At 33.4% G+C, this 12166-nt stretch carries 17 protein-coding genes; 10 read left to right on the top strand and 7 right to left on the bottom strand.

Translation table 11 applies throughout. The features are described from left to right. Positions 1 to 15 precede the first annotated feature (15 nt). Both ACQ9BO_RS14330 and ACQ9BO_RS14325 read left to right on the top strand, forming a co-directional pair. A complete protein-coding gene (locus ACQ9BO_RS14330) occupies positions 16 to 603 on the top strand; it encodes a TetR/AcrR family transcriptional regulator (protein ID WP_431241275.1) in 588 nt (195 codons plus the stop codon). A 224-nt stretch (positions 604 to 827) separates the two neighbouring features. Next, positions 828 to 1640, top strand: a complete 813-nt coding sequence (locus ACQ9BO_RS14325) for an SDR family NAD(P)-dependent oxidoreductase (RefSeq protein ID WP_431241274.1) — start codon at positions 828 to 830, stop codon at positions 1638 to 1640. 120 nt (positions 1641 to 1760) lie between these two features. Here ACQ9BO_RS14325 and ACQ9BO_RS14320 read toward each other — a convergent pair whose 3' ends face one another. The 4 genes from ACQ9BO_RS14320 to ACQ9BO_RS14305 form a co-directional block, all read right to left on the bottom strand. Beyond that, positions 1761 to 1949 carry a hypothetical protein gene (locus tag ACQ9BO_RS14320; RefSeq protein WP_431241273.1) on the bottom strand — a complete coding sequence of 63 codons (189 nt, stop codon included), beginning with the start codon at positions 1947 to 1949 and terminating at the stop codon, positions 1761 to 1763. A gap of 127 nt (positions 1950 to 2076) precedes the next feature. Then, on the bottom strand, positions 2077 to 2385 hold the full coding sequence (locus tag ACQ9BO_RS14315; protein ID WP_431241272.1) for a hypothetical protein: 309 nt from the start codon (positions 2383 to 2385) through the stop codon (positions 2077 to 2079). A gap of 413 nt (positions 2386 to 2798) precedes the next feature. Then, positions 2799 to 3185: a DoxX family protein gene (locus ACQ9BO_RS14310; RefSeq protein WP_431241271.1), complete on the bottom strand. Its 387-nt coding sequence runs from the start codon at positions 3183 to 3185 to the stop codon at positions 2799 to 2801. 152 nt (positions 3186 to 3337) lie between these two features. Continuing rightward, the gene (locus ACQ9BO_RS14305; protein ID WP_431241270.1) at positions 3338 to 4351 is read right to left on the bottom strand and encodes a zinc-binding alcohol dehydrogenase family protein; all 1014 of its coding nucleotides are present in this window, start codon (positions 4349 to 4351) and stop codon (positions 3338 to 3340) included. Positions 4352 to 5160: 809 nt separating this feature from the next. On the opposite strand from ACQ9BO_RS14305, the gene ACQ9BO_RS14300 reads away from it, so the two are divergent. From ACQ9BO_RS14300 to ACQ9BO_RS14270, 7 genes are all read left to right on the top strand, one after another. Continuing rightward, positions 5161 to 5733 (top strand): GNAT family N-acetyltransferase, encoded by a 573-nt coding sequence (locus ACQ9BO_RS14300; protein WP_431241269.1) that lies wholly within the window; start codon positions 5161 to 5163, stop codon positions 5731 to 5733. Positions 5734 to 5816: 83 nt separating this feature from the next. Continuing rightward, positions 5817 to 6269 (top strand): carboxymuconolactone decarboxylase family protein, encoded by a 453-nt coding sequence (locus ACQ9BO_RS14295; RefSeq protein ID WP_132991246.1) that lies wholly within the window; start codon positions 5817 to 5819, stop codon positions 6267 to 6269. A gap of 94 nt (positions 6270 to 6363) precedes the next feature. Then, complete coding sequence (locus ACQ9BO_RS14290) at positions 6364 to 6702, top strand: YciI family protein (protein WP_431241268.1); 339 nt, start codon at positions 6364 to 6366, stop codon at positions 6700 to 6702. 138 nt (positions 6703 to 6840) lie between these two features. Then, the gene (locus tag ACQ9BO_RS14285; RefSeq protein WP_431241267.1) at positions 6841 to 7341 is read left to right on the top strand and encodes a sigma factor; all 501 of its coding nucleotides are present in this window, start codon (positions 6841 to 6843) and stop codon (positions 7339 to 7341) included. Next, entirely contained in the window at positions 7316 to 8035 is a 720-nt protein-coding gene (locus tag ACQ9BO_RS14280) for an RNA polymerase sigma factor (RefSeq protein ID WP_431241266.1), read from the top strand. The genes ACQ9BO_RS14285 and ACQ9BO_RS14280 overlap by 26 nt, the downstream gene beginning before the upstream one ends. Positions 8036 to 8098: 63 nt before the next feature. Then, positions 8099 to 8917: a helix-turn-helix domain-containing protein gene (locus tag ACQ9BO_RS14275; RefSeq protein ID WP_431241265.1), complete on the top strand. Its 819-nt coding sequence runs from the start codon at positions 8099 to 8101 to the stop codon at positions 8915 to 8917. Between the two features lie 79 nt (positions 8918 to 8996). After that, positions 8997 to 10046 (top strand): alpha/beta hydrolase, encoded by a 1050-nt coding sequence (locus ACQ9BO_RS14270; protein ID WP_431241264.1) that lies wholly within the window; start codon positions 8997 to 8999, stop codon positions 10044 to 10046. 225 nt (positions 10047 to 10271) lie between these two features. Here the strand turns inward: ACQ9BO_RS14270 and ACQ9BO_RS14265 are convergent, their stop codons facing one another. Together ACQ9BO_RS14265 and ACQ9BO_RS14260 are read right to left on the bottom strand one after the other, a co-directional pair. Continuing rightward, positions 10272 to 10622, bottom strand: a complete 351-nt coding sequence (locus ACQ9BO_RS14265; RefSeq protein ID WP_431241263.1) for a hypothetical protein — start codon at positions 10620 to 10622, stop codon at positions 10272 to 10274. Continuing rightward, entirely contained in the window at positions 10540 to 11151 is a 612-nt protein-coding gene (locus ACQ9BO_RS14260; RefSeq protein WP_431241262.1) for an NAD(P)H-binding protein, read from the bottom strand. The genes ACQ9BO_RS14265 and ACQ9BO_RS14260 overlap by 83 nt, the downstream gene beginning before the upstream one ends. An 82-nt stretch (positions 11152 to 11233) precedes the next feature. Between ACQ9BO_RS14260 and ACQ9BO_RS14255 the strand changes: the two genes are divergently transcribed. Next, a complete protein-coding gene (locus tag ACQ9BO_RS14255) occupies positions 11234 to 11623 on the top strand; it encodes a winged helix-turn-helix transcriptional regulator (RefSeq protein ID WP_431241261.1) in 390 nt (129 codons plus the stop codon). 64 nt (positions 11624 to 11687) lie between these two features. Here the strand turns inward: ACQ9BO_RS14255 and ACQ9BO_RS14250 are convergent, their stop codons facing one another. Continuing rightward, complete coding sequence (locus ACQ9BO_RS14250) at positions 11688 to 12161, bottom strand: GNAT family N-acetyltransferase (RefSeq protein WP_431241260.1); 474 nt, start codon at positions 12159 to 12161, stop codon at positions 11688 to 11690. Between the last annotated feature and the right edge of the window lie 5 nt (positions 12162 to 12166).

The raw sequence follows: 12166 nt of genomic DNA, 5'->3' as shown, positions 1-12166 counted from the left end.
TAAAATTTAGCTATCATGGCAAAGGGAGAAGAAACCAGACAATTTATCATCGAAAAAGCGACACCTATTTTTAATACAAAAGGGATTGCGACAACGTCTATGAGCGATATTATGGAGGCAACCAAATTGTCAAAAGGAAGCATGTACGTTCATTTTGAAAATAAGGAAGTTCTTGCCTGTCTTGCTGTTGATCATAATATGAAAAAATTAGGCGATAAACTGGTTTCTGAAATCAGCAAAAGCAAAACAGCTAAAGAAGAATTATTTACTTATATCGATTTTTTTAGTAATGCTGTCAATCCGCCTTTAACTGGAGGTTGCCCGTTATTAAATTTCGGGACTGAAGCCGACGACACCAACCCTATTGTTAAAGAGAAAATCAATAAAGGTTGTAATGCCAATCAGCAATTATTAGCCAACAGTGTCAACAAAGGAATTGCCAACGGAGAATTTAAGCCAAACTGGAATGCCGACGAATTTGCAGTAATCATGTTCGCCATGATGGAAGGTGGTCATTTAATTTCAAGAATGTCAGGCAACAACGATAAAATGAAAATAATCGCTAAAACCCTCAAAAATATAATAGAGGAAAACAGCCTCTAATTTTTTTTATTAAATAAATGACCGATTGGTCATATTTAAATGACAATATCAAAAATCAATTTCAATATTTAAAAAACTTATTAATAGAAATAAAAACAAATAGCAAAAACTAACTCATAACTCATAACTCATAACTCATAACTCATAACTCATAACTCATAACTCATAACTCATAACTCATAACTCATTAACAATTCATCATTAACAATTAACAATTAGAAAACATGTCAAAAACAATTTTAATTTCAGGAGCATCAAAAGGATTCGGAAGAGCCTGGACAGAAGCATTTTTAGCAAAAGGATACAAGGTAGTCGCAACAGCCAGAAATATTGATACCCTAGCCGATTTAAAAGCACAATACGGAGAGGCAATTTTACCTCTTAAACTAGATGTAAACAACCGCTCAGAATCGTTTGCAGTGGTAGAAAAAGTACAACAGCATTTCGGGACTATAGATATCCTGATCAATAATGCGGGTTATGCTTTAAACGGAGCTGTCGAAGAAGCTACAGAACAAGAAGCGAGAGCACAATTTGAAACCAATTTCTTTGGTACACTTTGGTTAACACAAGCCGTATTGCCAATTATGAGAAAACAACAAAGTGGCCATATTATTCAAGTTTCTTCTATTTTAGGAATCGCTACTTTACCAATAATTGGTTTATACAACGCATCAAAATTTGCTGTTGAAGGTCTTACTGAAACATTGGCTTCAGAAGTAAAACAATTCGGAATCAACGTTACTTTGGTTGAACCAAACGGCTACGTTACTGATATTTGGGGCAACGGAATCATAAGCGAAAGCATCCCTGCTTATGACGGAATTAAAAAAGCAATCGCAGATGGACATGATCCTGATACTTTCGGGAAAACAAGCGCAACAGTTCCAGCCATCATTAAATTAGTTGAAGCTGAAAATCCTCCTCTACGCCTATTCTTAGGAAAAGTAGCTTTACCATTTGCCAAACAAACCTACGAACAAAAACTAAAAACCTGGGAAGAATGGGCAGACGTTTCTGTTGCCGCTCACGGTTAATTTGATTTCTGATTTTAATTGAAAAAGCGAGACAACTTCTAGTTTATAGAAAGTCTCGCTTTTTTTAGTTCAATTGCATCATCCTTACTTCAAATCCATTTGCTCAAAAATTGATTTTTTTCATTCAGCATCTGAAACATTATCTCTATTTTTTTCGGGATCAAATAACATTGCAGTACACAAACAATTTTTTCTTTCTTTGCTTAATAAAATAGGACAATTGATACAGCTTTTGCAGTTTTCCCAAAAATGCTCATCTTTTGTTAGTTCAGTATACGTTACCGGTTCAAAACCGAGTACATGATTCATTTTCATAACAGCAAGCCCTGTCGTTAAGCTAAATATCATTGCGTCAGGATACTTTCTACGACTAAGTTCAAAAATCTTCTTTTTGATTTTTTTGCCAGTCCAGTATTTCTAAATTGAGGAGCGACAATTAATCCAGAATTTGAAACATAACGGCCATTTTCCCATGAAGATATAAAAGCAAAACCTGCCCATTTTCCATCTTTTGTAAATGCAATAACAGCTTCACCTTTTTTATTTTTTCCGATAGTAATTCAGGTGGCCTTCCTGAGATTCCAGTGCCGCGAGCTTTTGCAGATAAAAGTGTTTCTTTACAGATTTCATTTAAATAAAGAATATGTTCGGCTTTTGATTCTTCGATAAAAAAATCATTAGCTTCACTAACTTTTCCTGTTGAAGAAAAAACAGACGCATTTATCCTCTGTTGAGTGGCTTCCATAATAGACTAAACTATTTTAGTAATTAACAAAACAGTGATAAAAAGAACTACGGTAAACACCATCAAGTTGACTAATCGATCTTTATTTCGTCTAGATTTATTTGAAAAATATGCTTTTGTGATTTCTTTACTTCTATTTTTATTCGTTTTCATCATTTTATTTTTTAGAATTAAAAAGCGGTTTTTACAAAACAATCCTGCTATTAACTCATAAAAAACAAAAGGCGTGCCACAGCAACTAAAAACATCATAAATAGCTAATTGTAAACCACATACCAAAAAACATACAAAATCATTCTTTAGAAATTTATCAAAATGATACGATAACATTTTCAAAATGGAAGGGATGAAACATAAAAAAGCTCTAAATTTTTGATTTAGAGCTTTTTTGTTGGTACTATTTTAGAAAGGAATTAATCCCAATGATTTGTTTTAGAAACTGCAAATTTTCCTGCACCTGTAAAAAACAAAGCGACAGATCCCAAAAGATAAAGCATAAGCAATTCATTTGCGTAACCTCCATGATCACTAATTGAAAACATATCTTGTGAATGAGCCACCGTTAATGCTACCACGCAATTTATAGCAAAAACAACTGATGCAATTCTAGTTCTCCATCCTAATAAAATAAGCAAAGGAGCCAAAACCTCACCAATATAAACGGCATAAGCAAATGTTCCCATGTTTTCTACCAGAAAAGAAATTCCGTGAAGCAGTTTTGCTACTCCATGAAAAAGCATTAAACCTCCAACGCTGATTCGCAATACTAATAATCCAAGATCTCTGTTTTTTGAAATCATAATAATTTTCTTTTGGTTTTAAAGTTTCGTTACAATTAAATTTTACAAGTAAACTAAAATACAACATTTTGTTATATAGCAAACACTATTCTTTAAAAGGTTTTCTACACAGATTATCAGAAAAGTCAAAATCTCCGATTCAATATTTTTATTTAAAACTTAATGGCAATTTTTCCAATCGTTCTACCCGATTCCAAAAGTTGATGCGCTTTCTTTAAATTATCAGCTGTTAGTCCGTTTAACGTTTGATTTAAGGTGGTTTTTAAAATTCCTTGATCAAGCAAATCGGCAACTTTGTTTAAAATATGATGTTGTTCAATCATGTCTTCTGTCTGAAACATCGAGCGTGTGTACATTAATTCCCAAGAAAAAGAAACACTTTTGCTTTTCAAACTGTTTAATGCAACGGGGTTGCTACTTCCTGTAATTGAAGCAATATGGCCTTGAGGTTTAATAAGTTCAGTCATAATGTCCCAATAAGCATTAGTATCTACAAAATCCAAAATAAAGTCAACGTGTTCAAAACCTGCTTCTCTAACTGTCGAAATCAGGTTTTTATGATCTACAACATAATCAGCACCTTGCTTTTTGCACCAATCTATTGTTTCAGGACGCGACGCTGTTGCAATAACAGTTAATCCGGCTATTTTCTTGGCCAATTGAATAGCAATTGAACCAACTCCTCCAGCTCCGCCAATAATTAAAATTGATTTTCCTTTGTCTTTTTCGGCACTAATTCTGATTCTGTCAAACAAAATTTCCCAAGCAGTCAATGCAGTCAACGGAATTACAGCCGCTTCTTCAATATTTAATGATTTTGGTTTTCTGCCTACAATTCTTTCATCTATAATCTGAAATTCGGCGTTACTTCCTTGTTTTGTAATATCTCCAGCGTAATAAACTGGATCTCCAACCTCAAATAAAGTTACTTTTTCTCCAACGGCCTGCACAATTCCAACGGCATCCCAGCCAATGATTTTTGGCGTTTCAAGCACTGTATCTTTTGCGCTATTTTGGCGGATTTTAAAATCGACGGGGTTTACAGAAATTGCATCAATTTTTACTAATAAATCATGTGAGCCTGGCACTGGTTTTACAGTTTCAAATTCTATAAAACTTTCCTTTTCTTCTATGGGTAATGATGTTTTAAATCCTATTGCTTTCATTTCTTTTTAATTTTATATTAAAATATACCAACAAAGATACTAGTGGTTTAAATTATTGAAGTTGTATATTTTTATCCAATATCGGTAGAAATTTAGCAATTGTAAATTGGTTTCTCGCAGATTACAGATTCAAATCCTTTCAAAACCTAAATAACTGAATTTCAAATACTTTTATTTGAACTGTTTTTAAAATTAAAAATATTTCGAACTTTTTTCAAATAATTCAAAATCCAAGTTTGAACTTTTATCGTAGTTAAGAGTAAAAAAGCTGGGAATGCAGTAAACTCAAATGACAATATTTTTTGGGTCATTTTGAAATTTATCGCATTTCTGACTATCAGTTGTTTTATTAAATTTTAAGAAGTTACAATTTGGACAAATTAGAGATTGAAAGATTAAAAAAATCTTTGCATTATTTAAAGAGTAAACAAAGGGAATTGAAAAGGCATGATGAAAATGAAATCCGAAGTTTTGAATCGATTATTAAATATCAAAAAAACTTTATGGTGGAACAATACAAATTGTTGCATTACGAACCATTAATCAAACAAGAAATCAAAAACACCGAAATTTTCATCGGCAACGTACAGAAAATTATAGACCGATACTCCTAGACTGTTTTTCAAGAATTTAATTTGGTTTATTATTCATCAGCGCTTCTAGTTTTCAATTTTGAATTCCAGAAAGCGTCACAATATTTTCGTAGAACTTTGTCAAAGTTTCAAACTTTGACAAAGTTTTAAGCGAAAGCATGCTTCTTTGTGTTTAAATAAAAACTTTAACTTTGCTAAAGTTAAGCATTCCAAAAAATGAATATCCGAAAAGCCCAAATATCTGATTCAGCACAAATTGCTCCGATTTTATTATTGGCAATGGAAGATATTATTTATAAATTCATTAAAAAGAAAGATTACGCTTCCGCGAAAGATTTCCTGCTACATTTCATTGGGAAAGAAAACAACCAATATTCATATCAAAATTGTTTTGTGGCTGAAGCTGACAATGAAATAATTGGCGTCGTGAATATTTATAATGGCGCGGATTTAGAAATTTTGCGAAATCCAATTATAGAATACGTAAGAAGCAATTTCAATCCCGAATTTGATCCTGAATTCGAAACAAAGGCTGGTGAATTTTATATTGATTCATTAGGTGTAAATCCAAAATATCAAGGGAAAGGAATTGGCTCAAAAATCCTTCGATTTCTGATTGAAGAATATGTAACTCAAAAACATCACACTTTAGGATTATTGGTTGACGAAGATAATCCGAATGCCAAAAAATTATATTTAAATCTCGGATTTCAGTCGGTTGGAGAAAAAACTTTGGTCGGAAAAAAGCTTGAACACCTTCAAATTAGCCCAAAAACATTGGTTTTTTAATTTTTTTTACATTTTTTTTCAAAATTTTGTCCAATTCCGAAAGTTCAGTTGTCATTAGGGTATAACATTTAAAATTATACATCATGGAAACTAGAATTAACGTATTCGAAAAAGGTCAAAAAGCAATCTCAACATTATTTGGAATCAGTGGTTATTTGAAAAAATCAGAACTTGAAAGATCACTTTTCGAATTAGTCGAAATTAGAATTTCTCAAATCAACAATTGCGCATATTGCCTTGATATGCATACTAAAGAAGCGATGGCGCACGGCGAAACAACACAACGTTTATTTGGTTTAAGTGCTTGGAAAGAAACTCCTTATTTTACAAAACGCGAAAGAGTAGCACTTGCTTACGCCGAAGCTGTAAATGCCTGTGAGGTGCCAGATGAAATCTACGAAATCGCAAGAGCTGAATTTTCTGAAGAAGAATTAATCGATCTTACGCTTGCCATTGGAACAATCAACATGTGGAATCGTCTTAACATCGCTTTTGCGAATACTCCTGGAACTTACAGAGTGGGCCAATTTGGATAAATAATCTGGGCTGTTTTTATTTTGGCAAAAACAGTAAATTTATGTCGATATAAAAACAGCTTCTTTTTTATAAAATCATTAAAAACGAATCAAAATGAACGAATTCATATTAATTTTCAGAAGAGATTTTTCAACAAAAGAGCTTCAGCCTTCGCCTGAAGAATATCAACAGCATTTACAGCAATGGCAAAATTGGTTTGGAAGTCTGGTCGCGCAAGATAAATTAGCCAGACCTTTACAACGCTGGGACGGAAAAGGAAAATTAGTAACCTCTAACAAAGGAATTACTGATGGACCTTTTGTAGAAATCAAAGAATCTATTGGCGGATTGATCGTTATTAAAGCCAAAGATTATGATGAAGCCGCCGCAATTGCTCAAGATTGCCCAGTATTGAATTTTGGTGGCAATGTTGAAATCAGAATGGCAGTTTAAAAATAATTATGAGTTTTGAGTTATGAATTATGAGTTGATAATTCTTTAACTTAAAACTCATAACTCATAATTCATAATTTGGAAAACAAAGAGCTAATACCCAATTTATTCAGAACCGAGTACCAAAAAATTGTTTCGGTGCTTTGCAGTTTGTTTGGCATTCATCATATTGAAATTGCCGAGGATATTGTGAGTGATACTTTTTTGACTGCTTCGGAAACTTGGGCTATAAAAGGAATTCCAGATAATCCGACAGCTTGGCTTTATACCGTTGCTAAAAATAAAACCAAAAACCATTTTAAGCGAAATGACATTTTTGAGAAGAAAATCGTCTCTGAAATAAAACATACTTCCCCATTAAATGGTGAGGAAATTGAAATTGATTTATCAGAACAAAATATTGTTGATAGTCAGCTGGCGATGATTTTTACGGTCTGCAATCCTTGTAATTCAGACGAAGCGCAGATTGCATTGGCATTGAATTTATTGTGCGGTTTTGGAATAAGTGAAATCTCAGATGCTTTTTTATCGAATAAAGAAGTGATTTACAAACGTATAAATCGTGCCAAAGAAAAACTCAAAGAAGAAAACATCAAAATTGAAAGTCCGAGTATTGCTCGCAATCAAAGACCGAATTGATACGGTTTTAAAAACGATTTATTTGCTTTTTTCTGAGGGCTACTACTCTACTTCTCAAAATACAACTTTACGAAAAGATCTTTGTGCCGAAGCCATGCGCCTTACTTATTTATTGATTCAGAATTCGGCAACAAATTTGCCTTCTACAAATGCTTTAATGGCGCTGATGTGTTTTCATTCTTCTCGATTTGAAGCTAGAACTTCAGAAAACGGCGAAATTATTTTATACGAAGATCAAAATGAAACGCTTTGGAATCAGGAATTGATTGATCGCGGCGCTTATTTCTTAGGAAAATCATCTATCGGAGATACACTTTCAAAATATCATATTGAAGCCGGAATCGCCTATTGGCATACACTGAAAAGCGATACTTCGGAAAAATGGAAAAACATACTTGAACTCTATAATCATTTGATTATTCTGGAATATTCGCCAATTGTAGCTTTGAACCGTACTTTTGCCTTATCAAAAGTTATGGGCAAACAAGAAGCAATAATTCAAGCAGAAAAACTAAATTTGACTGATAATCATTTTTATTATTCGTCGCTCGGGAATTTATATAGTGATATTGATAACCAAAAAGCGAAAAATCATTTTGAAATGGCTCTTAAATTGGCCAAAACAGTTTCGGATAAAAATATCATCAATAAAAACATTTTGGAACTTCATTCTAAAATTGAAAATCAGAAATAAAAACTCAATATGCTAAACCACAATTTTTTTGAATCTAATTATAAAAAACTCGGCTTCTTTGCCTTGAATGAAGATTTTATTGAAGAAATTAATGGAGAAGCGTATAAACCTTATATTAAAGTCCTTTATCTTCCTGAAGAGTATTCAATTACGATCGACTTTAAACATTATCAAACTTCTTGTCCATCCCTATTTTTCATCAACAGCAATCAATATCTGCAAATTGATAAAGAAGGGCAAAAACCAGGTTATTTTATGTATTATAACCGAGATTTTTATTGTGTACAGATTCATGATGCCGAAGTTGCCTGTGACGGATTATTATTCAATAATATTTTTGAAATGCCAATGACAGCAATTCCGGATAAAGAAGTTGTGTTTATAGACGGCATTTACAAACAACTGCAACAAGAATTTGATGCTCCCGATTCTTCTCAAGAAGAAATGATTAGAACCTATTTGAAACAGTTGATTATAAAAGCAACCCGAATTTGGAAAATACAGCAATTGGGCGTTTTGAATGATGAACCTTCAAAGGAAATGGATTTCTTTAGAGATTTCAGCCGATTGGTTGAAATTCATTTCAGAACCAAACACACCGTTGCTGATTATGCTGATATTCTTGGTGTTGCTCCAAAAACACTTTCGAATAAATTCAATCGATTAGAACTTCAACAGCCAAATGATATTATCAAAGACCGAATTATTCTGGAAGCAAAACGACTTTTGGGCTATTCCTCTTTAAGCGTAAAAGAGATTGCTTATCAGCTTGGATATGAAGATCCGGCCTACTTTAACCGACTTTTTACCAATAAGGTTGGCGACACTCCATCGAATTTTAAGAAAAAATACCTTCAAGGGAAAAATATACAATTAGAATAGACTTTTATCTATTTTTAAGGCTTTATAACCGCCATATCTTTGTCCTATCAAATTATAAATAATTAAAAAGATAAAAGATATGAAAACTATTAAAGCATTACAACAGCGCTTATTTATTGCCGCATTGTTAATCACAAGTACAATTGCTTCAGCACAAGAAAGACCTTTTAAAGGACAAAATGACCCAGAAATTTTTACAGAAGTACGAGGCTTTTTAAACGCATTAAATTCAGGTGACGGAAAACCATTGGAACAATTGCCAGTCGCTGATGCAAGAAATGTATTAGTTGGAGCCCAAAAATCGGTTGAAGTTGATTATTCAGGAATTGAAGAATCTGAAAAAGTAATTTCTCAAAACGGTTTAAAAGTAAAAATTCACATTACAAAACCTAAAGGCGCAAAAGCAAATGCACCAGTCTTTATTTTCATTCACGGCGGTGGCTGGGTTTTAGGAGATTATCCAACTCATAGAAGATTAGTGAGGGATTTGGTTGTCGAAAGCGGTGCAGTGGCAGTTTTCCCAGATTATACGCCTTCTCCAGAAGCAAAATATCCGGTCGCAATCAATGAAATTTATGCCGCAACACAATGGGTTTCTGAAAACGGGAAAGAAATTGGTGTTGATGGTAAAAATCTAGCCGTTGTTGGAAACAGTGTTGGAGGAAACATGACAGCCGCAATTACTTTGATGGCAAAAGATAAAAAAGGTCCACACATTAAATTGCAAGTTTTATTATGGCCTGTAACGGATGCCAATTTTGAAACTGAATCTTATAATTTATATGCAAACGGACGTTTCTTGACTAAAAATATGATGAAATGGTTTTGGGATAATTATTTGCCAGAAACTTCAAAAAGAACTGAAAAATATGCTTCTCCATTGCAAGCTAGCTTAGCTGAACTTAAAGATCTTCCTCCTGCATTAGTTCAAACTGCCGAAAATGATGTTTTAAGAGACGAGGGCGAAGCTTATGCCAGAAAACTAAACGAAGCTGGAGTTCCTGTAACTTTGACAAGATACAACGGATTAATTCACGATTACGGACTTTTAAATCCAATTTCAAATGTTCCCGCTATTCAAACTGCTATTCAGCAAGCCGCAATCGTAATCAAAACAACTTTGAAATAAGAATCAAATCAAAAAATTAAAAAATGGGCAGAAATTATTCTGCCCATTTTTATTGCTCAAAAAATCAAAATAGGCTTATAAAAAATCTTTTTAAAGGCTTACTTTATTCTTAGGCTTACTACTTAAAATAAAAAAAAACAAAAAAATATCCAGTGGCGAAAGTAGCAAGTTGCTAAACCAAAAAAATCACTATAAATAGTGATTTTTTATTCTGAACCTAAAAATTTAAAAGTTTGAAGCAAACTCTAGGGCGAAATCTTCCAATTTGATTTTTCCATCAACTGAAGTTTTATTTTTCAAAAAATCCTCGGCAATTGCTCCGCTTCTCAAGCCTGTTCCCATTTCTGTATACAAACCTGCAATTTCTTCGGGCAATCCAGCCTGAGCCATACCGTTTAAGGATTGTTCGTCAGTAAACTCAATCCAAGGCAATTCTGGTTTATCAATTGCTTCTCCTAAAACTTTTGCGGCATCACCTGGCGTGCGAACGTCACTAACAATATAACGAACATTTATTCCTGATCCTGTTTTTTCTAATTCTTCTGCAACGGCAGTCGCAATATCTTCCGGATGCACGTAAGGAACTACAGTTGCGAGCAGAATAATTTGCACCAATAATTCCAGCGCCTTTTATAATTGGAACATCATGATAAAAATTGGTGTAGAAAAATCCGGCTCTCAAAAATGTTATCGAAGTATTTTCTAAAGTCTCGTAAATTTTTTCGATGTTATAAATTCCGGCGATTGGACCCGTTCCATTTGGTAAATCAGCGCCAATACTACTTAGCATTACTACTCGTTTAATTCCTGAATTTTTAATTGCTTTTGCAAAAGCATTTCCTGCTTCTGTCATATTCGCCAAAATATTTGAACCGCCCATATTTGGAGGTGTCATTACATAGACCGCATCAGCTCCTGCAAATGCTTTCTCTAAAAATAAAACATCACTCACAGAACCAATTGCTGGTTTTGCGCCTAAAGCTTTAATTGCTTCACTTCTATCAGAACTACTGCTGATAACGGTTACTTCATGTCCTGAAGCTACAAGTTTTTTTGCTAATGGTTTGCTCACGTTCCCTAAAGAACCAGATATTGTAATTTTCATAATGATATATTTTTTTATTATCTGAAACAAAGGTATATTTGCACTTACTTTTAGACAAGTACTTACCCTAAAGTATGCACAAATGACAGCGATAAAAGAATCTTCAACTATACAGGAAAATAAACAATATGCATTGGAAAAATGCCCTGTAACTTATGTTATGGAAAAAATTGGCGGTTATTGGAAACCCATTATTCTATACCATCTTTCCGGCGGAAGTCAACGTTACAGTGAATTAAAAAGAGCGATTCCAGCCGTTAGTGAAAAAATGCTGATTCAGCATCTTAAACAACTTGAAGCTGATAATCTTATTATCAGAGAAGCAAAACCAGTTGTTCCTCCTTTTGTAACGTATCGTTTAAGTCCCGCAGGAAACGGCTTGATGCCTGTTATTCAGGCAATGGCAGAATGGGCTTTTATTGATAAGGAAAAAGGATTTTTTAAGGTGCAAAGGGACAAAGTAACAAAGTAACAAAGCGACAAAGTTAAAAGTGCAGTAAAAACCTTTGTCTCTTTGTTACTTTGTCGCTCTGTCCCTATTTAAGTTTATTAGACAAATGAACGGCTGTTAATGCAAATCCGTTTTTAAGATATACTTTTTGCGCTGTATTGTTTGTGAATGCAGTATCTAAAACCACATAATCTTTATCGAGAGAGATTGCAATTTCTTCAACATGTTTCAATAATTGTGTTGCTAAACCTTTACCTCTATGACTTTCTAAAGTACAGAGATCATCAATATAAATGATATTGCCACTGTGAAGCGAAGTCATAATTCGGTAACCGGCAAATGCAACAACCTTGTTTTGATCCATTATTCCGGCGATATTGTATTTTTCGTTTTGCATCATTTCGGCAATTGTAGGTTTCCATTTTGTTTTATCCAAATGTGGCCTTAAAACAAAAGCTACATCCCAGCATTGCTCGATTTCTAATTCGGTTTCAATTTTTTTGATTTGATAAATAGTCTCCATAATTCTGTTTTTATTCAAAATTATAACAGTCTTCAAAATTT

It is taken from the genome of Flavobacterium sp. P21, assembly GCF_050632225.1.
Taxonomy (GTDB): Bacteria; Bacteroidota; Bacteroidia; order Flavobacteriales; family Flavobacteriaceae; genus Flavobacterium.
This window is presented reverse-complemented; position numbering and strand designations above follow the sequence as displayed.

Coding starts and splice junctions, on each gene's coding strand:
- ACQ9BO_RS14330 (WP_431241275.1), top strand. CDS start 16: ATGGCAAAGGGAGAAGAAACCAGACAATTTATCATCGAAAAAGCGACA.
- ACQ9BO_RS14325 (WP_431241274.1), top strand. CDS start 828: ATGTCAAAAACAATTTTAATTTCAGGAGCATCAAAAGGATTCGGAAGA.
- ACQ9BO_RS14320 (WP_431241273.1), bottom strand. CDS start 1,949: ATGAATCATGTACTCGGTTTTGAACCGGTAACGTATACTGAACTAACA.
- ACQ9BO_RS14315 (WP_431241272.1), bottom strand. CDS start 2,385: ATGGAAGCCACTCAACAGAGGATAAATGCGTCTGTTTTTTCTTCAACA.
- ACQ9BO_RS14310 (WP_431241271.1), bottom strand. CDS start 3,185: ATGATTTCAAAAAACAGAGATCTTGGATTATTAGTATTGCGAATCAGC.
- ACQ9BO_RS14305 (WP_431241270.1), bottom strand. CDS start 4,351: ATGAAAGCAATAGGATTTAAAACATCATTACCCATAGAAGAAAAGGAA.
- ACQ9BO_RS14300 (WP_431241269.1), top strand. CDS start 5,161: ATGAATATCCGAAAAGCCCAAATATCTGATTCAGCACAAATTGCTCCG.
- ACQ9BO_RS14295 (WP_132991246.1), top strand. CDS start 5,817: ATGGAAACTAGAATTAACGTATTCGAAAAAGGTCAAAAAGCAATCTCA.
- ACQ9BO_RS14290 (WP_431241268.1), top strand. CDS start 6,364: ATGAACGAATTCATATTAATTTTCAGAAGAGATTTTTCAACAAAAGAG.
- ACQ9BO_RS14270 (WP_431241264.1), top strand. CDS start 8,997: ATGAAAACTATTAAAGCATTACAACAGCGCTTATTTATTGCCGCATTG.
- ACQ9BO_RS14260 (WP_431241262.1), bottom strand. CDS start 11,151: ATGAAAATTACAATATCTGGTTCTTTAGGGAACGTGAGCAAACCATTA.
- ACQ9BO_RS14255 (WP_431241261.1), top strand. CDS start 11,234: ATGACAGCGATAAAAGAATCTTCAACTATACAGGAAAATAAACAATAT.